General features: G+C 36.5%; 12 protein-coding genes. 4 read left to right on the top strand and 8 right to left on the bottom strand.

What is annotated here, in order from left to right; translation table 11 throughout:
* Positions 1-89: 89 nt before the first annotated feature.
* The 7 genes from pgi to PSU83_RS05725 form a co-directional block, all read right to left on the bottom strand.
* A complete protein-coding gene (gene pgi / locus PSU83_RS05695) occupies positions 90-1,727 on the bottom strand; it encodes a glucose-6-phosphate isomerase (RefSeq protein ID WP_300587773.1) in 1,638 nt (545 codons plus the stop codon).
* Between the two features lie 90 nt (positions 1,728-1,817).
* Entirely contained in the window at positions 1,818-3,056 is a 1,239-nt protein-coding gene (locus PSU83_RS05700; protein WP_300587775.1) for a peptidoglycan DD-metalloendopeptidase family protein, read from the bottom strand.
* A 10-nt stretch (positions 3,057-3,066) separates the two neighbouring features.
* Positions 3,067-3,999, bottom strand: coding sequence for a tryptophan 2,3-dioxygenase family protein (locus PSU83_RS05705; RefSeq protein ID WP_300587777.1), 933 nt, complete (start codon positions 3,997-3,999; stop codon positions 3,067-3,069).
* Positions 4,000-4,002: 3 nt separating this feature from the next.
* Positions 4,003-4,776, bottom strand: a complete 774-nt coding sequence (locus PSU83_RS05710) for a DUF3108 domain-containing protein (RefSeq protein WP_300587779.1) — start codon at positions 4,774-4,776, stop codon at positions 4,003-4,005.
* 407 nt (positions 4,777-5,183) lie between these two features.
* Entirely contained in the window at positions 5,184-7,049 is a 1,866-nt protein-coding gene (locus tag PSU83_RS05715; protein ID WP_300587782.1) for an OmpA family protein, read from the bottom strand.
* Between the two features lie 20 nt (positions 7,050-7,069).
* The gene (locus PSU83_RS05720; RefSeq protein WP_300587784.1) at positions 7,070-7,990 is read right to left on the bottom strand and encodes a type IX secretion system membrane protein PorP/SprF; all 921 of its coding nucleotides are present in this window, start codon (positions 7,988-7,990) and stop codon (positions 7,070-7,072) included.
* A gap of 36 nt (positions 7,991-8,026) precedes the next feature.
* Positions 8,027-17,023 (bottom strand): fibronectin type III domain-containing protein, encoded by an 8,997-nt coding sequence (locus PSU83_RS05725; protein ID WP_300587786.1) that lies wholly within the window; start codon positions 17,021-17,023, stop codon positions 8,027-8,029.
* A gap of 188 nt (positions 17,024-17,211) precedes the next feature.
* Between PSU83_RS05725 and hflX the strand changes: the two genes are divergently transcribed.
* Complete coding sequence (gene hflX, locus PSU83_RS05730) at positions 17,212-18,438, top strand: GTPase HflX (protein WP_300587788.1); 1,227 nt, start codon at positions 17,212-17,214, stop codon at positions 18,436-18,438.
* Positions 18,439-18,447: 9 nt separating this feature from the next.
* Here the strand turns inward: hflX and PSU83_RS05735 are convergent, their stop codons facing one another.
* Positions 18,448-19,233 (bottom strand): glutamate dehydrogenase, encoded by a 786-nt coding sequence (locus tag PSU83_RS05735; protein ID WP_300587790.1) that lies wholly within the window; start codon positions 19,231-19,233, stop codon positions 18,448-18,450.
* 261 nt (positions 19,234-19,494) lie between these two features.
* Here PSU83_RS05735 and gdhA point away from each other — a divergent pair, with 261 nt between their 5' ends.
* The 3 genes from gdhA (at position 19,495) to recO (ending at position 24,037) form a co-directional block, all read left to right on the top strand.
* Positions 19,495-20,838 carry an NADP-specific glutamate dehydrogenase gene (gene gdhA / locus PSU83_RS05740; protein ID WP_300587792.1) on the top strand — a complete coding sequence of 448 codons (1,344 nt, stop codon included), beginning with the start codon at positions 19,495-19,497 and terminating at the stop codon, positions 20,836-20,838.
* A gap of 123 nt (positions 20,839-20,961) precedes the next feature.
* Positions 20,962-23,259 carry a two-component regulator propeller domain-containing protein gene (locus PSU83_RS05745; RefSeq protein ID WP_300587794.1) on the top strand — a complete coding sequence of 766 codons (2,298 nt, stop codon included), beginning with the start codon at positions 20,962-20,964 and terminating at the stop codon, positions 23,257-23,259.
* A 64-nt stretch (positions 23,260-23,323) separates the two neighbouring features.
* A complete protein-coding gene (gene recO, locus PSU83_RS05750) occupies positions 23,324-24,037 on the top strand; it encodes a DNA repair protein RecO (RefSeq protein ID WP_300587796.1) in 714 nt (237 codons plus the stop codon).
* The last annotated feature ends 112 nt before the right edge of the window (positions 24,038-24,149 follow it).

A 24,149-nucleotide genomic window follows, 5' to 3' on the forward strand; every position in this document is an offset into this window, starting at 1 on the left:
ATCTGCATCATATTATTTAAATCAATAAAAAAACCTCAAACAATTGATAGAATGAGGTTATGGTATATAAGTAGCCAACGGATTTATTCTTACTTCAAGAAATACTCAAGAAGCAATTTTGTAGAACTATCGTGGTTGTTAATTTCCTTAGCATTTATTTCGTCCAAAATAGAATTAGCCAATTGTTTTCCTAATTCGACTCCCCATTGGTCATAACTAAAAATATTCCAGATGATTCCTTGTACAAATATTTTGTGCTCATACATGGCGATTAAAGAACCCAAATTTTTTGGCGTGAGTTTTTGAATTAAAAAAGTATTTGTTGGTTTATTGCCTGCAAAAACTTTAAAAGGCAACAGGAAAGCAGCTTTTTCACCAATGATATTTTGTTTTTCAAATTCAGCTTTCACTTGTGCCTCTGTTTTTCCATTCATCAAAGCTTCTGTTTGTGCAAAGAAGTTGGACATCAGTTTGTCGTGATGATCTTGATTTCCGTAAAGTGGTTTTATAAATCCGATAAAATCAGTTGGAATTAATTTTGTCCCTTGATGGATTAATTGGAAAAAGGCGTGTTGAGAATTCGTTCCTGGTTCACCCCATATAATAGTTCCTGTTTGATAATTAACTGTTTCCCCATTTCGTGCAACACTTTTTCCATTGCTTTCCATAATGCCTTGTTGCAAATAGGGCGCCAATTTTTGTAAATACTGAGTGTATGGGATTAATGCTTCGCTTTCTGCTCCAAAAAAATTGTTGTACCAAATGCTTAGTAAGGCCAAAACGACGGGAATATTTTGGTCAAATTCGGTAGTTTTGAAATGCTCGTCCATTTCGTTTGCGCCCTTCAATAAATCATCAAAATTATCAAATCCGACTGCCAAACTAATGGAAAGTCCAACGGCGCTCCAAAGTGAAAATCGTCCTCCAACCCAATCCCACATGGGGAAAATAGTATTCGGATTGATTCCGAAATCGGTTACTTTCTGGATATTTGTTGAAACTGCTACGAAATGTTTAGCCACATCTTCCTGATTTGCTGATTTCAAAAACCAAGTTCGAATGGTTTCGGAATTGGTCAACGTTTCCTGAGTGGTAAAAGTCTTAGAAACGATTACAAAAAGAGTAGTTTCCCGATTTAGATTTTTGATTACTTCGTTAACGTGATCGCCATCTACATTGGAAACAAAATGAAGATTCAGATGATTTTTATAAAATTGTAAGCCTTCGACAATCATCGCCGGACCAAGATCGGAACCGCCAATACCAATGTTTACTATATCTGTAAATGATTTTCCGGTGTAGCCTTTTCGTTCTCCCGAAATGACTTCGGTACAGAAACGTTTCATTTTGTTTTTTACTTGATAAATTTCAGGAACTACATTTTCTCCCTCAACTACAATAGTTGCAGTTTGCGGCGCACGTAAAGCGGTATGAAGCACAGCTCTATCTTCGGTCTGATTGATGTTTTCGCCCGAAAAATACTTTTCCATTGCTGATTTTAGCTGCACTTCTTTGGCTAATTCTTGAAGCAATGTCAAGGTTTCTTCACTGATGATGTTTTTAGAATAATCCACTAGAAAATCATTCCATTGTATATGAAATTTTTCTGCCCTTGCTTCATCGTATGCAAACATTTCTTTCATAGAAACGTTTTTCATATCGGCGTAATGCTCTTTTAATTTTTTCCAAGCGGTTGTATGCGTCGGATTTATATTTGGTAAAGCCATTTCTTAAATTTTGAACGACAAATTTACAAATATGATTTGTATAAACTTGCGGAATGTTTTTACGCTAACGTTGTAGTGAAGAAAAAATCTTTACTTTTTAGCATTCAGGGATGCAACACTGTCCAATTCTCTTTTGATTGGTTTCATGTAAGTCATAAATTTTTGTCTATATCTACTATCCATTGGTGTTGATGTTGGCAATTTCAATTTCAATGCATCAACTTGTACTCCTTTTTGCCAAAAACGATAGCAAACGTGTGGTCCTGTTGCCAAACCTGTACTTCCCACTTTTCCAATGATTTGACCTTGAGTTACTCTTTGTCCGCGTTTGACCAATATTTTTGACATGTGCAAATATTGCGTTGCGTAGGTTTGATCGTGTTTTACTTTTACAAAATTTCCGTTTCCTGCAGTATATCCGGCTTGTTCGACTACACCGGCGGCCGTTGTCATAATTGGAGTTCCTGTTGGGGCTGCATAATCGGTTCCGTTATGTGCTTTCCATATCTTTTGAACAGGATGGAACCTATTTTTAGTATATCTGGAAGTGATGTTTACGAATTTAAGTGGCGCTTTTAGGAAAAAGTTCTTCAGTGTTTTTCCTTCTTCATCATAATATTGTTGCTTTTTGGTATTCTCATCTGGTGAAAAAGAAAAAGCATAAATTTTTTTGCCTTTGTATTCGAAAAAAGCAGCCTTTAGACTGTCTACGCCATCATAAATCGTATCGTTAATGTATCTTTCGGTAAATTTTAAACCAAACTCATCTCCTTTTTGAAGTTTAAAGAAATCGATTGACCAAGCATAGATTTTAGCGATTTTTGGCGCAAGCGATGGATCAACTTTTAAATTTTGAAGTGTTTCTGACAACGAACCATTTAATGCCCCTGCAATCGTCCGTGTTTTAAAAGTAAGAGGTCTTGTTTTTTTGAAGGCACTAATAGAATCTCTAAAATCAACTACATAATAATTCAATCGGTCTGGTTGGTAGATAAAAGCCTGAATTTTATTGGTTTTGTCTTTACTGCGAAGTATTGTAAAAGGCTTTCCTATTTTGATAATTTTGACATTGAAAGTATCTTTTACTTTAGCGGCGATGTCATAGACTTCATAACCGTTTAAGTTTTGAGTATCTAAAATGCTCCCAAAAGTATCACCTGATTGAATGGTGTCATTAACAACATTAAAATCATTCAGATTGAATCCAAACTCAACCGTTTTAGGCTGAACTTTTGGAACTATAATTTTTTCATCTTTCTTTTCATTACATGATATTGTTAAAGAAATAAGAATAAGTAGGAAAAGTATTTTTTGAAAGATTCTTGACATCATGTATTGCTTAATATCCTTCGCCCCAAATTTTTAATTCTTCATCACTCCACAATTCAGGAAAAAATATTCTACGTTGGTATTTTGGATGCATGTATTTTTTCCAATCGCTTCCACCAGTAGCTTCGCCAGACCCTTTTCCACTGTCAATATATTTTCTGGCAGCATTTAAATGCCCCATAACCCAAGTTATATTTACGGTATGATCGTAATGACGCATTGCTTTAATCAATTCTGTTTTTTTCTGATCTTCATCCGGCAATTGTTTGAATTTCTGCCAAATATTAATCGTATTGTATTCTTCCATATACCGAAGAAATTCTTCTCTATATTTTCTTTCAAATTCTAAAATCAAGAATGATTTTTCGCCAGTTTCGTAATCTTTTCCTGCTGCTTGCCAATACAAATGCTCGAATGCATGAGAATAAGGCGTGTCTCTGTCAATCGAAGCTCTAAATCGATAATCTATTAGGTTTATTAAATCTGTTGAAGAGAACTCTATTAAACGGTACTGTGCGCTTTGAAATCCGCTAGCGGGTGTTAATGTATTTCTGAATTTCATGTATTGCTCTACTTCCATTCCGTCACCCATAATATCGAAAGAAGTGGTAAGCATGTCAAAATAGCGACTTATTCTTCTCAGCTTTTCGGTAAAAAATTCGGTTTGTGGTTTTTCGGTATGACACAGTTGATTAATTTCCCAAAGTATCATTTTAAAAAGTAGCTCATTTACTTGATGGTACATAATAAATACCATTTCATCAGGCAGAACGGTACGCTGTGTTTGTAAATTCAATAATACATCGGTTTGAATATAATCCCAATATGTTATTGGCTTTGACCAAAGCAAACCTTCAAGATGCGTTTCGGTTTTTTGGTTTATAGCGTCAAACTTTTGTTCTAATGCCTCTAATATCGATTCAGAATTTGTACTATTACTCATTGACTATTTCGTTTTTACCCTAAATGGATTTTTTAATCCTTTGAAGCCTTCTATGTCAGCTTTAATTGATCCAACAGCTAAACTGGCTTTTATTCTTAATGGAATTTTATTTTCGTCGTCTGATATCCAAACCGTTAAACTTTCTTCTTCTTTAAAAACCCTTCCTGATTGTACTATGGGTCTAAAAATCATAGTAGAAATGGTTCCAAATTTAGTTTTTAGATCTTCTTTACCTATATATTTTAACTTAAACTTAAAAGTTTCGTCATCAAAAAACATATCTACAACAATAGATTCCCCCACTTTTAATTTGTCAATATTTGGATGATTTCTTAGAAAGTAAAAAGTTGAAATTATATCCTGAACATTTTCAGTTACAGAAAACGTTTTCTCAGTTTTATTCTTGTAATCTTTTATCAATACTTTATTTGCATCTTGATTAAAGAAACCTTCTTGATTCTTTTTATAACCGCCTTCGTCTATTTTTCTAACAAATTGATAAGGCTTATTAGTTACCTTGTCAAAGTAGCTTTCATAATTGTCATCTACTTTAAAGAAGAAACGCGACATACCGACAGTATATCCTTTTCCGATAGCATGGTATACTTTCTTTCCGTCTTTAACAGCATCTTTTATTTCAAGAGTTGCAAAACCCGCATTGACAAATCCATAATGTATTCTGAATTTGAACCATTCTCCCGAATCATATGCATCAGGCTTCTGCGTATCAAAACTTACAGTAATAAAAACCAATAATAGTAATAAATACTTTTTCATGTCTTCAATTGTTTTTTATACTGTTTTACAATATCCGTTCCAAATGTAACGAAACAAAAAAACCCAATCAAATTAATGACTGAGTTTTTATGCTATTAACCAACCAAAAAACTATAAATTATGAAAATTTATCCAAAAATATGAGGAAACCACTCCTCGTTTTTTTGATAATGCAAAGATACTTGAAACAATTGCATAATTACAATCAAAATGCCGACTTTAACACTTAATTAATAAAAAACAAGGTGTTGTAAGTGCTATTTTTGAACAATATGCAAAAAAACCGCTTTATATCAACATTTTATTAAATTAAATAGCCGTTAAACATTTGTATTTAATCCTTAAGGTAAATTTATCCAAAAAAAAAAACCGAACGTAATGTTCGGTTTTTTTTATGAGTAATTAAATTACTTAACTATTAAGAATTCTGAACGACGGTTTTGCGCGTGTTGCTCTTCTGTACAGTCTTTCCCGCAATCTACTTTAGGCTCTAATTCGCCCATTCCCTTTCCAGAAATTCGATCTCCGGAAATTCCTTTAGAAATAATGTATTGAACGGTAGATTTTGCTCTTCTGTCAGACAAGGCCAAATTGTATTTATCAGTTCCTCTGTTGTCAGTGTGAGATTTAGCCAAAATAACCATTGTGTCATTATTTTTCATAACCTGAACTATTTTGTCTAACTCAAAAGCTCCTTCTTGTGTAATATTACTTTTATTGAATTCAAAGTAAATAGGTTTTAGGATGATTTCTGTTTCAGTAACGATAACATCGATAGGTTGTAATGCTGCATCAACTTTAGCACTAGGACCTGTACTTTTAGTTACTGCAAAAGTATTTCCTTCATAACCATCTTTTGAAGCTTGAACTACATAAGGTTTGTCGCACTCCACTCTATATTTCACTTCACCATTAGCATTTGACATTTCTGTCGCGATAACGTTTTTCTTATCATCTAGAATAGAAACACTTGCATTAGATAAAATGGCTCCAGTTTTAGCATTGGTTACAACGATCATAACATCGACTCCACAAATTGGTGCTACAGCAAAGATATCATCGTTGCCATTTCTATTACTAGACAAAAATCCAACTCCTTTGATACTATTGAAGGTAAATGCAAAATCATCTTTTTCAGTGTTTACGGGTTTACCTAGATTATTTGCTTCGCCACCTGCTAAATCAATTTGGAAAACGTCTAATCCGCCAAAACCTTGTTTTCCGCTTGATGCAAAAAATAAAATTTTACCATCATCCGATATAAAAGGAAAGCTTTCATTACCTTCTGTATTTACTTTGCTCCCTAAGTTTTGCGGTTCGCCATAAGTTCCGTCATCATTTATGGCTACTTTCCAAATATCAACACCGCCTACACTTCCTGGTCTATCCGATGAGAAATAGAGAGTTTTACCATCGCGAGTTAAACTTGGATTACTGTTTGAAAATGTTTTATCATTAAATGTAACCTCAATAACATTACCCCATTTATCACCATTTTTAGTAGTTTTAAATAAATAAACCTGACTGAATTTAGCATTTGCTTTTTTATCTTTTTCAGATTCTTTTTCTTTGTAACTCTCACTAGCAAAATAAGCTGTATTTCCATCAGCGCTGATCGTAATTGGACCATCATGCCACTTTGAGTTTAAATCTCTAACAGGCACAGCATTGGTAATCGTTCCGTCTGAATTGTAATCAGCTTTATATATATCTAAATAAGGCTCATCTGTCCAACCATATGTTTTTCTAGCACCATTTCTGGCACTTGCAAAATATAAGGTGTTATCATAAAGAATTGCGCCAAAATCAGATTTGTCGCTGCTCATATCAGAAGAAGTAACATTGTAAAGTTTTTCTTTACCCAACAATCTTGGAATGTAGTTAGGGTTTTCATTGAATGCCTTTGCACGTTGGTCATTTGGTGCAGCAGTAGCGAATTTTTTCATTTGCTTGTTGGCCTCTTCGTATTTTCCATTGGCTTTAAGCATCTGCGCATAACGATAATATGTTTCTGCATCTTGACTCGTCTCTGTTGACTTTGCATACCATTTAGCAGCTTCAGTAGTATTAAAAACGTTGTAATAACTCTCCGCTAATTGCTTGTAAACATAAGGATCGCTCTTATCATTTTCAACCAATTTTAGATACTCTTTAGCGGCATCGACATACTCAAATCTAGCGAATAATTTATCGGCTGCTTTTGTGCTTTTATTTTGCGCCGTAACAGTTAAACTGATAGCTACAAAACTTAATACTATATATAGATTTTTCATTTTTAGAAGTACTTTATAGGTTAGAAATATCTTGGTGAACGTGATACTTTTTTCGGGAAGTTTATATCAAACAGCAATATTACCTCGTGAGAAGCTGGTGTTACTGTTTTCAAATCAGATATAACATGGTCATAAGCATATCCAACTCTTAGACCTGGGGTGATGGCAAAGTTTACCATCGCTCCAAATGAGTCTTCCCTTCTATAGGTTGCTCCTAATTCTAACTTATCATAAAACATGAAGTTGGCTGAAACATCAATTGAAGTTGGTGCACCTACAGATGATTTAATCATAGTAGACGGCTTGAATTTTAAGTTTGGATTAAGGTCAAATACATAACCTCCTGTTAGGAAATAATGTATTACCTCAGTTCCATACTGTCTTCCGCTAAAATCAAGGTATTTAGATTTTAGCATATTTGGAACGGATAAAGCCACATAGTATTTATTTGTGTAGTAAAACATTCCTGATCCAATATTTAAAAATGTACTATTAGGATTTCCTGCGCTAAAGGGATCTAACGGCGATTGTTGTGGTAATGTCGTGAAAATGTAGTTAAAATCTATTTTATGCATAGTTAAACCACCTTTCAAACCGAATGCTAATTTATGTTCTCCTCCTAAATTTAGGGTATATGAGAAATCTCCATAAACATTCGTTTCCTCAACGGGACCGATTTTATCTGATATCACAGATAGTCCAAGACCTACATTTCTACCCACAGGACTATGAATAAAAAATGTTCCCGTTGTTGGTGCATCTTCAATTTCAATCCATTGTTTTCTATATAAAAGTCCACCTGATAAACTCTCTTTTGAACCAGCGTATGCCGGATTCATTACACTCATGTTGTACATATATTGTGTATAATGCGGATCCTGCTGCGCTCTTAACTCGGTAATCGCTAGTGCCAATATCGCAATGAAATATATTTTCTTCATTTTGTTTTGTTTTTTTGAATACAAATTATATAGTTGTTATTGTGCTCTATTGATGTAAATCCAACCCGTTTTGGTTTCGCCACTATTTCTGTCAATAATGAAATAGTAAGTTCCATCCGGCAGATCATCTCCGTCATCTGATTTTCCTCCCCATTCGTTGACATAATTACTGCGAGAGTAAACTTTCATACCTAATCTATTGAAAATAGTTAGTTTTTTAACGTCAAAACCTGTCAAATCGAAAGTATCATTTAGTCCATCATTGTTTACAGAAATACCTTTTTGGATAACACAATTAATTGAGTCAACATCGAAAGGTAATGATGTTGTAGAACAACCATCAACTGTAACCGTAACTGTATATGTGCCAATCTCGGTAACATCTATACTTTGTGTAGTTGCAAATGCAATACCTTGAGAATTTTCCCAAGAGTAAGTAGCTGTTAGTGGATCAAATGAATTATTTATAGGCAAGGCCGTTAAAACATATCTAACACTTTGACAACCACCACTTAACTCAATCTGAATTGGTAATGAAATTGAGATTGTTGCACTACTAGTACCTGCATTTTGACAATTAGCTGCATCAGCGGGAAGAGTATATGTTACAGTATATTGTTGACCTGCTGTTGCTGGAAGTAAAAATTCTCCAGTTATAGGATCAACTAAATTTGCTGGTCCAAAAACTCCACCAGTGACAAATCCTGCATTTAAAATAGGCAATGGATTAGTTGTTTGACCATCACATATTGGAGAATTATAACTAAAACCTATAATTGGCGTAGATGCTGGTGTAATTGTAATCAAAGCGGTATCACTATTAGCTGCTTGACAATTTGCCGGATCTGCAGCTATTGTATAAGTTACTGTATAAGTCCCAGCAGTGGAGTTAACTAAATCAATAGCTCCAGTTGAAGCTGAAATTGCTAATCCAGTTGTAGAACTAAATGTTCCTCCAGATGTAAATCCTGTGTTCAATGTAGGAGGTATAGTAGTTACAGTGGCAATTTTACAAACTGGCGTTGTATAACTAAACCCAACTACAGCCGTAATAACTGTTTTAATTTCAACTACAAATGTTGAAACTCCAGCAGCCTGACAAGTTATTGGATCAAATAAAACTTCATACCTAACCGTGTGGAAACCTATTGTCGATGCTGCCAAATTAATTTCTCCAGTTGTAGCATTGATTGACAAGCCTGTTGAAACTGTAGTATCTTCAGAATAAGTTCCGCCTGATGTAAATCCTGGTGCTGATGTATCAGGAAGTACAGGTGTAACAGAACTTTGACATACTGGAGTAGTATAAGTAATTGTTGTAACAGTTGGTAATTGACCAACTGGTGGGCCAACAATAACGTTAAAAGGCAATGATGAACAACCTGTTACTAAATCACGAACTGTAATTGTGTGAGACCCTGAAGTCACATTAGTAAATAAAGGATTAGATGTATAAGTACCTCCGTCTAAGCTATACTCATATGTAGATGATGCAGGACTATAAGAACCAATGTTGGTGTAATCTTCTGGATCAGTAGTAGTCCAATCTGCTGGATTCCATGTTGTACTAGGAACTGTTGCAATATTGTTTCTTCTAAAAGTATATCCAGGTTGATTAGATGGTGTGAAGTTCACTCCATCTGTTCTTCCCCATAAATCAACAACTGCATCTGTAAGAGTTGTTAATTTAATACAATCATTTTCATTAACGCCCGTACAATCAGCGAAAACTTGATTCGGATTAACGCTGCCTAAATTTGTAGCACTTCCTACAGCAACAACATATGTACTGTTGTTGTTCAATATTCCAGACAATACATTATCACAAACACCTGTAACCGTGACTGAACCATTATTAAATGTTTGTAATTTAAAATTACTCAAATCAACAGCAGCTCCGGTACCATTATACAATTCTATATAAGTTAAAGAACCAGCATTGGCATCCGTTACTTCAGAAATAAATAAATTAGCTGGTAAACTACCAGAGTTTGTTGGGCTAGTTACTCTAATAGTTCCTGGAACAGTACAAGTTGGATCAGTAACAAAAACTGTTGGATCTGGTAATGTTTGGAAAGTTGCTATACCAGAAGCTGGCGCTGAAGTACAACTTAACGCTGAAATAGAAATACTGTCTAAAAGATTTCCAACACTTTGATCTCCACCTGTACTAGATACAGAAACAAAACGTAAAGTATAATTATTTCCACTACCGGCTGGGATAGTGTAATTTACTGTATGCAATCCCCATGCCGTGTTGCCATCAGTAAAGTTTCCTAAACTTACATATGGCCCACCAACAGGTCCTATTTCAACTCCAACAACATCGTTTCCTTGACGACCTCTGTGTGCAAACGAAACAGACATTGTTGTTCCTGGAATAACTACGAAGTCTTGGAACAACGTACCAACTGTATTTGCATTCAACTCAATAAGCTGATTTCCTGAATAAGCAGTCACTCCTTCAAATCCTGGAGGCCATATTTCAATTATTCCATCTGCAGCTGTCGTATCCCAACAAGGAACTAAATTTTCGTTAAATAAGTTAGGTGATGCTCCAACTGCTGCTGGTGTTTCAAAATCTGTATTACAGAAACTGCTTACTTGATCTATAACAACCGTGTAAGTTCCTGGTGTTGATGTATCAAATGAAGCCACATTACCTGGATCCATAACTCCCGCTGGGACAGTCCATGTATAAGTATAACTTCCAGGAATTGCTGGTGTAGCAACTACTGTTCCTGTCGAACCTGGACAGAAAGTTGGGTTATTTACACTTACCACTAATGGTGGATTAACAATAATAGTTAATGTTCCGTCAAGTGCACATTGTCCTGTATCAGGAGTAAATGTGTAAGTGGTTGTCTGAGTATTATCTAAAGTTGGAGACCAAGAACCTGTAATACCATTAAGAGAAGTTGTTGGCAAAGCCGCAATTACTCCGTTTGGACAAATTGGCGGTATAGCGTTGAACGTTGGTAAAATGGTTGCAGGCAATATCTGTATAGTTAATGTTGTTGATCCAACACAAACTCCAGATGTCGGGGTAAATGTATAAGTCGTTGTTTGGGTATTATCCAAAGCTGGTGACCAGTTACCTGTAATTCCATTATTAGATAATATAGGTAATGCTGCCAATGGTGCTCCTTGACAAATTGGAGCAATCGGATCAAATGATGGTGTTGTTGAACCAACATTGATTGTCATAGTTGTTGTTCTGGCACATTGCCCTGTATCAGGTGTAAATGTATACGTAGTGGTCTGCGTATTATCAATAACAGGAGACCAACTTCCAATAATCGGAGGTGTATCGTTAGACGACGTTGGCAACGGAGCCAAAGTATCGCCAGGACAAATTGGAGCTACCTGAGTAAACGTAGGTACAACTGCATCAATAATCTCAAGTTGTGTTGTAGTTGTGAACGCTGCACATCCACCAAAAGCTGCAATTGTATAGGTTATTGTATAATTACCCGCCGCACTTGCTATTGGCAAAATATCGCCTGTTATAGCGTTGATTAACAAACCTGCCGGCGATGCTGTATAAATTCCTCCTGTGGTACCTGTTAACACAACTGGTTGAGTCGTTGTAATGTTATTACAATAAGAAGGTGAAGAATAAGCAATAGTTGCACTTGCAGGAGCAGTAATAATTACTGTTCTTGTTGTTGTGATGAACGGTATTGAAGTACATGTTCCTCCGATAGTTGTTGCAGATGTACTGGTAATAACATAAGCTCCAGGTGTGCTGGCTAAAAGATCAATTGTTCCAGTAGCACTATCTATTACCAATCCAGGAGTTGATGTATAGACCCCTGCAACTGCTGCAGGAGCCAATACTGGCGTTGGATTAGGTTGGTTCTGACAATAAAATGTTTGTCCGTAATTAAACGTATTTATTGGGAAACATGCCGTTGTTCCACCACCTGCGTTCGTCTGTGTAAATGTTACCGTTCCCGCTGCATTTGAAAAGTTTGTTATCATAATAACATACACTTGGCATAATTGCGCATTAGGAATACACATGATTTCTGTTGGAGCTGCTGAATAACTACAAGCATGTAAAGCTCCTGAACAGCCCTGAGCAGGCGTTAATGCTGGGATAAGTCCTGGAAGAGGATTTGCAGGAACTCCAGAACAGGCGCTACTTAAATCGGTAAAAGGACCCCAGGCAACATAATCTACATCCCTCGGTGCTCCTGCATTATCTACCTGAGATATTAAATAACTCAATGGTCCAGCTTGATTCACTTGTAAAAAGAAAAATGCTGGATTAGGAGAAGTAAACAAACAGCCTATTGTACCTAAACTAGGTACATTGGTTGCATTCGCATAACTAACAGTTTGTCCCGTACAGAATGCAGGTGCTTCTGTACATGGTAAAGTACCAATACACAAATTGAAATTTGTAAATACTGGAGCTGTACCCGTTGAAAAGACTCTGATGTAATAGACAGTTCCACTAGTTAAACCAGCCCCTGTATTACAACCAACTTCTGTCAAACCTGTACAAGTACCTGAATAAATCGCATAACTCAAAGCTGTAGCTGGTGCAACGTTATTAAATGAAATAACATGTGTTGCTGCTGTAGCTGTAAATGTAAACCAAACATCATCATTAGCAGCTCCAGCGCCAGCACAAGTAGTGGCTGGAGATGATGCAGTTGCACCAGCTAAAGTTCCAGGTGTGGTTTGAACACAGTTTAAATTTTGATTTACAATGGCAAATGTGGCATTAGCACATTCATCATTAGTTGGTAATGTGGCAAAATTATAAGCTGCCCAAACACTTGCATCCGTACCTGAACATATTGCTCTTACATATAATATATATCCCGTTCCAGGCGATAAACCAACTGCAGGGTATGTTGTTGAAGTTGTAGGAATTCCAAGACCTGTTGGAACTGGAGCACCCGCTGGTAAAATTAAATATTCCCAAGCTGAAGCCACTGATCCATTTGGATTTAACGGCTGTGTCCAACCTAATGTGGCAGCTGTTTGCGTTACTAATTGCGCTGGTACAATAATTGGTCGTGCACACGTTGGTGCAGGTGAACATGTCACATTAGAAACCCAACCTGGATTATTTACAGATCCATCACTTCTGAATACAAAAGTTAAACATCCGTCTCCACTAGTAGAAGTAAATGGGCCAGGAAGATTTGCACCTACCAAATTACCCCAATAAGAACCCGCTATACCTCCAGGAACGTTTGCGGGCAGATTTGCAGTTGCAAACTGTGTTGCAGGATTAATTCCACTGCCGTCATAAACATAAAGCCCATCCCAGTTTGCTTCAGTATTAAATGAAGTGAACGTTACAGTAACTATTTCTCCAGGATTTGTTGGACAAATAATTGTTGTCACATTTGAACTATTATTATAGTTTGCTGCTACGCCTCCTTCATCTACAAAGTTACCACCACAAACAGGTGGCGCAACTAAAGTAGTAATTGTTCTTGGACCGCCCCAAGTACTGCTATCTGTTCCGCTACAAACTGCTCTGATATAGATATCATAACATGTAGCAGAAGTTAATCCGGTTAGTGGGAAATTAATATTTGTTGATGCATTAACAAAACCTGTTGATAATGCCGTAGGAGCAGGTGAACCACATGGTAATGCTAAAACTTGCCAAGCCGAAGCTGTTGTAGTATCAGGATTAACTGGCTGTGTCCAGTTTAAAACAACTGAATTAGAAGTTACAAGAGTTGCTAATATTGCTGTAGGGGTTCTACAGGTTGGTGGCGGTGCACAACTTACATTGGCAATCCATCCTGGATTATTAACTGACGGATCGCTTCTAAATCTAAATGTTAAACATCCATCAGCACTAGTAGAAGTAAATGGTCCAGGAATTGCTGCTCCCCAAAATCCTCCTGCTAAACCACCTGGCACATTCGCTGCAGGATTGACACTAGCAACTTGAGGTGCTGCGATTGAATTTCCATCAAAAACATATAAAGCATCGAAATTTGCTTCAGTGGTAAACGAGGTAAAAGTAACCGTTACCACGTCTCCAGGAGTAACAGGACAAATAGTTGTGGTCGCATCAGAACTATTTGCATAATTAGTTGTTGGTCCAGCTGCATCTACAAAGTTACCTCCACAAATAGGTGGTGCAACTTGAGTTGTAATCGTTGTTGGACCTCCCCATAAACTGCTATCTGTTCCACTACAAACGGCTCTTACATATATATCATAACATGTAGCAGAGGTTAATCCGGTAAGTGGGAAACTATTTGTTGCTGCATTAACAAAACCTGTTGATAATGCCGTAGGAGCAGGTGAACCACATGGTAATGCTAAAACTTGCCAAGCCGAAGCTGTTGTAGTATCAGGATTAACTGGTTGTGTCCAGTTTAAAATAACTGAATTTGAAGTAACTGTGGCAGCCGTTATCGCAGTAGGCTTTCTACATGTTGGTGGTGGTGCGCAAGTTACATTAGCAATCCATCCTGGATTATTAACTGATGGATCACTTCTGAATCTAAATGTCAAACATCCATCCGCACTAGTAGAAGTAAAACTAGGAAGATTTCCTCCTGTTAAAGTTCCCCAATAAGAACCTGCTAAACCACCTGGTACATTCCCCGCAGGGTTAAGACTAGCAATTTGAGGTGCTGCGATTGAATTACCATCAAAAACATATAATCCATCGAAATTTGCTTCAGTAGCAAAAGATGTAAAAGTAACCGTTACAAGATCTCCAGGAGTAACAGGACAAATAACTACAGTTGAATCTGAACTATTTGCATAATTGGTTGTTGGTCCAGCTACGTCCACAAAATTACCGCCACAAACTGGTGGTGCAATTAAAGTTGTACTAGTTATTGGTCCTGCCCATGTACTAACATCACTTCCGCTACATACCGCTCTAACATAGATGTCAAAACATGTATTAGAAGCTAAACCTGTAAGTGGAAATGGGTTGTTTGAATTAGCTGTTACAAATCCTGTCGAACCTGCATTTGGCGCTGGTGATCCGCATGGCAAAGCCAAAACTTGCCAGCTATTTGATTGAGAAGTATCAGGATTTGCAGGCTGTACCCAAGTTAAAGGAACAGAATTAAAAGTTGCATTTCCAGCACTTAAAGCTATAGGCTTTGGACAAGCTGGTGGTGGAGCACATGTAACATTCGCTAACCATCCTGCAGCTATAGTCGTGCCATTTGAAGTAAATACAAATGTTAATTGACCCCCAACTGCAGATGATGTAAATGAAGGCGGCAAAGTTGTTCCTGACAAAGTAGCTAATAATGTTGTACCAATGGTTCCATTACCATCATACACTTTTAAAAGATCATTACCTGCCTCTGTATTAAATTGTGTAAAAGTAACTGTAACAGCATCTCCCGCATTTATCGGACTTATTACTGTTGTTAGGTTTTCATTATTAGCATAATTAGCGGCTATACCTCCAGAATCTACAAAGTTTCCTCCGCAAACAGGTGGCGCAACTAAAGTACAAACTGCTACAGATACCGTACTCCAAGCACTATTAGTTGTTGCATTACAAACTGCTCTTACATATACATCATAACACACACCAGAAGTCAAACCAGTAAGGTTAAAAGGAAGCGGTCCTGTAATATCGTTAGCCGTTGGTACTGACCCAGCATTAGGTGCAGGCGAACCTGCAGGTAAAGCTATTACGTCCCAAACTGTGGCAATACTTGTATCTGCATTTGCTGGTTGTATCCAGTTTAATGAAGCACTTGTTGTTGTAATTGACCCGGCAACAATAGAAACACCTGTTGGTATTCTGCACGCTGGTGCAGGTGCACAAGAAATATTTGCGGCGTAACCAGCTGCTACAGTTGTAGCATTTGAAGTGAATACAAATGTTAAAGCTCCTGAAACAGAAGTTCCTGTATAAGATCCTGGCAATACAGTTCCTGAAAGATTTGCTAATAATGGAAACGTAGCATCAGGACCATCATATATTTTCAAAAAATCGAAGTTAGCCTGAGTATTAAATTGTGTAAAGGTAACCGTCACTACCTCACCTGGAATAACGGGATTTACAGTTGTCGAAACGTTTTCATTATTACCATAGTTTCCAGCAGGACCTCCTGAATCTACAAGATTACCTCCACAGACTGGAGGTGCAATTTGCGTAGTAAAGTTGGCCGAGACATTAGATAATGGACTTGAAAATCCAGTCGAACAAATGGCACTTACCTGATAGGAATAAGTTGTATTTGGGGTTAAGCCCGTAGCGGTAAATGGCAGTGCGCCAGAATAGGGTGGATAGGTAATTGGAGCACCACCTCCAGATGGAGTTACAATGATATTCCATGATGTCGCACCACTTGGATTTGACCAAAACAAATTGGCGGTAGTAGAACCAGTAACAACTGTTGCAGCCGTAACAGGTGATGTACATTGCACATTAACTCCTACATTATCAATCAACCATCTGTCGCCATCTAAGGCGCTTGTTGGCTGCGTGTATTCTCTAACAAATGCAAAATAAACATCTTGACCTTGCAAGAAGCTAGGTAAAGAAACCGTTTTTTCTGTCCAAACATTAAAGTTCGACGTTGGAAGAATTAAATCCGCGTCCGTCCATTGTTGAACTAATACGTATGCATCAGGATCTGTCTGACTTTGAGCAGCTGACGCCACCATAAGTTTGTAAACAGTTCCTTGCTGAATTCCGCTTGTGAACATTCTGGTCCAAAAGTGTAACTCGGTCACGCCAGAAGCCGGAACACTTACAATTGAGGTTGCCAAATAATCTTCAGAAACATTTCCTTGATTTATTTGTTCTCTACTGACAGATGCACATTGATTTCCTTGGTATTGTAATCCTGCAGCGAAGGCATTGATTCCCCAGCTCTGTCCGGTTCCGAAAGCTGCGTCTGAATTTCGTTCAAATACCGCCCAGTTTCCCGTAGCTAAAGACCAAGTTTGAGGAAGTGGTCCTGATGGTGCTGGATCTTCAAATCCCTCGGTAAGTCCAAATAATTGGGAATAACTACTTACAGAGATGAAAAGAAAAAATAGTAGTAAAGTAATTTTTTTCATAACAATGAAAATTTGAGTTTTGGATAAAAGTTTTTAGAATTTTGAAGTCCAAATTTAGTAAAATTTATGAAATAATTATGAATATTAATTTTTTTGTGATAAATCATTAGCTTTTGTCCTGCAATCATTGAGTATTTATCTGTTTTTTTAATTTTCAAATCACTAATTTTGTAATCAATTAAAATCAAATGTTAGAAAAAGAAACTATAAATTTTGAAAGAACTGTAATTGTTGGAATCGTTACACAAAATCAAAATGAGGAAAAATTAACGGAATATCTTGACGAATTAGAGTTTTTGACTTTTACAGCAGGTGGCGAGGTAATAAAGCGATTCTCACAAAAACTAGAACGTCCAAACCCTAAAACTTTTTTAGGCACAGGTAAAATGGACGAAATTAGTATCTACATCAAAGAGAAAAACATTTCTACTGTAATTTTTGATGATGAATTATCGCCATCCCAGCAAAAAAATATATCTAAAATATTAGACTGTAAAGTACTTGACAGGACCAACTTAATTTTGGACATTTTTGCCCAAAGAGCTGAAACCTCCTATGCAAGAACTCAAGTTGAACTCGCTCAATGTCAATACTTGCTTCCTAGGCTTTCCGGAATGTGGACACACTTAGAGCGTCAAAAAGGGGGAATTGGACTTCGTGGTCCTGGTGAGACTGAAATCGAAACGGATAGAAGAATTGTACGGGACCGAATTGCGCTGTTAAAAGAAAAAATAAAAACGATTGATAAGCAAATGTCTGTTCAAAGAGGCAATCGCGGCGCAATGGTTCGGGTTGCTTTAGTTGGATATACCAATGTTGGAAAATCGACCTTAATGAACGTTATCAGCAAAAGCGAAGTGTTTGTAGAGAACAAATTATTCGCGACTCTTGACACAACCGTACGAAAAGTGGTTATTAGAAATATGCCCTTCTTGTTATCCGACACTGTTGGTTTTATTAGAAAATTACCAACTCAATTGGTTGATTCTTTCAAGAGCACGTTGGACGAAGTACGTGAGGCTGATTTGTTGTTGCATGTTGTTGATATTTCCCATGCCGATTTTGAAGAACACATAAGTTCAGTAAATCAGATTTTAAAAGATATTAAAAGCGATGACAAACCAACGATAATGGTTTTCAACAAGATTGACGCTTATAAAAATGAAGTGATTGAAGAAGATGATCTAATGACAGAAAGAACATCCAAACATTACACATTAGAAGAATGGAAAAAAACTTGGATGGACAATGTTGGAGAAAAAAATGCTTTATTTATTTCGGCCACGAATAAGGAAAACTTTGAAGAATTTAAAGAAAGAGTCTACGAAGCAGTTAGAAAGATTCATATTACAAGATTTCCTTACAATAAATTCTTATATCCAGATTATAAAGATGCTGTCGAAAAAGAAGATTAAATCTAAATCCTATTGCAGATAATAAATGTATCCAAAATTAAACCAACCATTCCAATCGTTTGCTCTATTTTCCTTATATCTTGTTGGGTCAGGATTTAGGCCATCAACCCAATTTGAAAAGTAGTATTGAAATCTTAAATCAAGCATCAAATCTGACAATTCAGTTAATTTATACCTAGTACCAACACTCGTAACTATAGACCAAACAGTTCCACCTTGACCTGTCCAAGAACCGTCTGCATATTTGATAGGTGTCGAAATGGGTGAACCTATAGGGCCTAATTCGGACCATGCTTGCGGATCGTAAAAACTAAATTGACCTCCCAAACTTATAAACGGAGCAAATGAACCTATTGTCGCCGTAAATTCTCTAATACTTAACGGGAAAAACTCTAGTTGCATACCAATATTAGTAACAGACGTGCTCCCTCGCATGGCTCTCAATTGATTTGCAAATGTAGATGTTTTTGATGGATCAACATATTGTCCAAAATGTTGTAATTCTGTTTTGTTGTAAGACAATTCGCTTCTCAATTTGAAGTGGTCGTTGAAAAAAGTTTCTGGAGTATAGCAGTTACATTCCGCTTTGTAGGAGAAATTCAAATAGTGCACGATGCCGATACCATATCCGGTATTTCCTGCATTAGTAGAAAAATCATGACGTTCACCATAATCAGATTGGAAAGCCACTGGCCCGGCTATAGCTCCGATTTCATGGGAAAAGCCAAACTGAGCATTTATGGTATTTGACAAAGCAAATAACATCAACACGGATAGAATAAAATTTTTGGGCATCTGTATACTAATTAGTTCAAATATCGACAAATATATAAAAACATCAATCAGTTATAAAATAAAATAAAAAATAGTTGATTTATATCCCAAAAAATAATTCTAAGTTTTAACAACTACTGTTTTAAGACCATTAGTTGAGTTTTCTTATCACAGGCACAAAAACGGTCAGAAGTAAAAAAATATCTTTTTATATTTTGAATAAAATGTATCTTTGTCTGATTTTACGAAATCGATTTCTTAAAATATTAATAGAACTAATTTATGTCACAAAGTATCAATGCGTTTATGGATATGGTTGCACAAAGAAATGGCCACGAACCAGAATTTATGCAAGCAGTTATGGAAGTTGCAGAAACAGTAATTCCATTTATTGAAGAAAATAAAAAATACCAAAACAAAATGCTTTTGGAAAGAATGGTTGAACCGGAAAGAGTCATTATGTTCCGAGTTGTTTGGATTGATGATGCTGGAACAACTCAGGTAAATCGTGGATACAGAATTCAAATGAACTCGGCTATCGGACCCTACAAAGGAGGAATTCGTTTTCACCCTTCTGTAAATTTGAGTATTTTAAAATTCTTGGCTTTCGAACAAACTTTTAAAAACAGCTTAACAACTTTACCAATGGGTGGAGGAAAAGGTGGAGCAGATTTTGATCCAAAAGGAAAATCAGATATCGAAATTATGAAATTCTGTCAAGCTTTCATGACTGAATTGTCGAAACACATCGGAGCTGATACTGACGTTCCTGCAGGAGATATCGGTGTTGGAGGAAGAGAAGTAGGATACATGTTCGGTCAATACAAAAGAATACGAAACGAATTTACAGGAGTTTTAACTGGAAAAGGAATTACTTTCGGAGGTTCGTTAATCCGTCCGGAAGCTACTGGTTATGGTGATGTTTATTTCGCACAAAACATGTTGGCCACTAAAGGACAAAGCTTCGAAGGAAAAACTGTGGTCGTTTCTGGATCTGGAAACGTCGCTCAATACGCTATTGCAAAAGCAACAGAACTTGGCGGGAAAGTAGTTACAGCTTCTGATTCTTCAGGATATATTTATGATGCAGAAGGCATTACAGCGGAGAAATTGGCTTACATCATGGAAATCAAAAATGTAAATTACGGACGTATTAGTGACTATATTGCTAAATATCCTTCTGCAAAATTCGTTTCAGGCAAACGTCCATGGGATCTTAAATGTGATATCGCATTGCCGTGTGCAACTCAAAATGAATTAAACGGTGATGAAGCTAAGCTATTAATTGCAAACGGATGTATCTGTGTTGCCGAAGGTGCCAATATGCCTTCAACCCCAGAGGCCGTTACTGAATTTTTAAAAGCTAAAATTCTTTTCGCGCCTGGAAAAGCATCAAATGCGGGTGGTGTAGCAACTTCAGGTCTTGAAATGTCTCAAAACTCTTTACGTTTAAGCTGGACATCTGAAGAAGTGGATCAACGTTTAAAAAATATAATGGCAAACATCCATGAAGCTTGTGTAAAATATGGCACTGATAAAAACGGTTATACTGATTACGTAAAAGGTGCAAATATTGCCGGTTTCGTAAAAGTTGCCGATGCTATGTTAGCGCAAGGAATCGTGTAACACATAATAAATCAACCTAGTAAACCATGAAAGGCCATCAAAAAATGATGGCCTTTTTTATGCACAAACAACAAATTGGTAATTTTTACGTTTAGACTATATTTGTAAACTAATTTTTTTCAAATGAAAAAGTATCTTTTGTGGTTTATCCTATTTCTATTTCAATTTGGTTTTGGTCAGCAAAACCTAAATTGGAAAGGATATTTCTCTTACAACGTCATAAAAGATATTTCAGAATCAACTACGAAAGTTTATGCTGCTTCCGAAAATGCGTTATTTACCAAAGACTTAACTACCTCCGAAATCAAAACCATCAACTCAATAGATGGACTTTCCGGACAAACAATTTCTGCGCTTTATCATAGTGATGCCTTTAACAAAACAGTAGTGGGTTATCAAGACGGACTAATTATTGTGATTAATGATGTGGATGGAACGATGTTGAATGTGGTCGATATTATCAACAAAAACATTCCAGCTAATATCAAAAAAGTCAATCATTTCTCGGAGTACGATGGAATTCTCTATATTTCCTGTGATTTTGGAATTGTACAATACAAATTAGCCACATTAGAATTTGGCGACACCTATTTTATCGGCCCGAATGGACTAGAAATAAAAGTCTATCAAACTACTTTATTCAATAATGAAATTTACGCCGTTACCCAAAATTACGGTATTAAAAAAGCAAGTATAACCAATCCAAACCTGAACGACTTTGCGCAATGGTCATCGTTTGATGGGGGTTCTTGGACGGGCTTAGTTACCTTCAATAATCAGTTGATCGGAATGAATAGCGACACGAATATTTACAAGTATAATGGCAGTAGTTTTCAAACAATTGCAAACTTAGGCCAAGCCGGAATAGATATAAGAGCTACCCCAAATTATTTAGTGGTGACGGGCGCCACTAAGGTTTTAATCTTTAACCAATCATTACTTCAGACAACTACTGCTCTTAATTCGCAGGTAACCCCTATTCCAGTAACATTTTCTTGTGCAACCGTAATTGCTTCTAATATTTTTATTGGAACCAATGAAAACGGCTTACTTTCATCAACAATTACGGCTCCAACAACCTTTGAATTTGTTTTACCCGATGGTCCAAAGATGAATAATATGTTTTCAATACATAGCTCTCCAACCAATTTATGGGCCGTATACGGTGGATATGACATTAACTACAACCCGTATTTATACATCGGTTTCACATTATCACAATTTGGCGTAAGCAAATACAACGAACAAGATGGATGGTTAAACATTCCTTACAGCGAAGTTTTAGACACTAAAGCAATGGTCAGAATTGGAATAAACCCAAACGACGAAAATCAGGTCTACATGGCTTCCTATCACAGCGGTGTATTGAAAATTGAAAATGATATACCAACAACACTATTCAACCAAACCAACACTGGCGGAAATGGTTTGGAAACGTTGTCAGACAACTCAACCATCAGAACCAATGGAACGACATTCGACAGATCGGGTAATTTATGGCTCACCAATAGTAGAGTTAAAAGAGGTTTAGTAACTTTAAAATCGGGCGGACAATGGCAGTCTTATAGTATGGAAGCCATTTTAGACAATTATTCAGATAATGATTTCAGTAGAATTGCCATTGATAAAAGCGGAACCAAATGGATGGCTTCTTCTAAAAATGGCGTGATTGCTTTCAATGAAAACGCCAATGTCTTTAAAAAACTATCCATTGGTGCCGATTTAGGAAATCTTCCGTCTGCTGATGTACGAGCTATTGCCGTTGATAATCGAAATCAAGTTTGGATTGGCACAAACCGAGGTTTACGGGTGTTATCTAGTACTGGAAGTTACAATAGTGACACCCAAATGAAAGCCAATGCTATAATTATTCTAGAGAATGATTTAGCACAAGAACTTTTATTTGAACAATTCATCACGGATATAGCTGTCAATGGGTCCAATCAAAAATGGATCTCAACAGCAGATTCAGGTGTATTTCTTCTTTCGCCAAATGGACAAGAAACTATTTATCAATTTACTAAAGACAATTCTCCTTTGCCCAGCAATACCGTAAATGACATTGAAATTAATGTCGTTACTGGAGAGGTTTTCTTTGCAACCGACAAAGGATTGGTTTCTTTTAAAGGAACTTCAACCAGGCCTGCCGATAATTTAGACGCTGTTTATGTATACCCAAATCCGGTTCGCCCCAACTTTGATGGAACCGTAAAAATCGCTGGACTACTTTCAAAAGCAATCATCAAAATAACCGACATTGAAGGAAATCTTGTTTATGAAACCACCTCAGAAGGCGGAACCATTGAATGGGATACGACTGCTTTTGGCAAATACAAAGTAGCCTCAGGAGTTTACATGATTTTTGTTTCAGCACAAGATGCCTCGGAAACTGCCGTAAAAAAAGTAATGATAATAAGATAAATTACGAGTCATCAATTACGGACATGAAAATTCGTACTTCGTAATTCTAAATTCGGAATTAAATATGCTCGTCAAAACCAAAGCCATCGTAATTTCATCTTTAAAATATCAGGAAAAAAGCCTGATTGTAAAATGTTTGACGTTGTCTGACGGTTTGAAAAGTTATTTTGTTCCAAATGCTTTTGCTGCTAAAAAATCCAATCAGAAAATTGCCTATTTTCAACCCCTTTCTATTTTAGAAATCGAAGCCAATCACAAGAATAAAGGAACATTAGAATATTTCAAGGAAATAAAATTGGCGCACGCTTATCAGACTATTTCCATGAATATTGTCAAAAGCACTATTGTTATTTTCTTGTCCGAAATAATGCATCACAGTATTCACGAAGAAGAGAAAAACGAGAAATTATTTGACTTTCTCGAATCAGCTTTGCTGTGGCTAGATGCTCATGATGAAATGGCAAACTTTCATTTGATTCTAATGCTCGAAATGACCAAATTCCTCGGGTTTTATCCCGATAATACTGAAATTGATTCCAAATTTTTTGATATCAAAGAAGGTACATTTTCTGCTTTTCAAGGAACCAATTGCCTATCGGAACACGGAACTTTTCTGTTTAAAAAATTAATCGATTTAAAATTCGACAGCGACCAAAAAGTTTTCACTGGAATAGAACGTCAAATGCTGCTCAAAATCCTGCTCGATTATTACTTTATCCATCTTGATGGTTTCAAAAAGCCAAAATCACTCGACGTTTTAAAAGAAGTTTTTGCATAAGGTTAACCGCAAAGAACACAAAGTTTTTCGCAAAGCTCGAAAAGCACGATAGTTACAACTCATATTAAATTCGACAGATATCCAAACCAAACGCTGCCCAATTCGCGATTTT

Source organism: Flavobacterium sp., from assembly GCF_029945805.1.
Taxonomy (GTDB): Bacteria; Bacteroidota; Bacteroidia; order Flavobacteriales; family Flavobacteriaceae; genus Flavobacterium.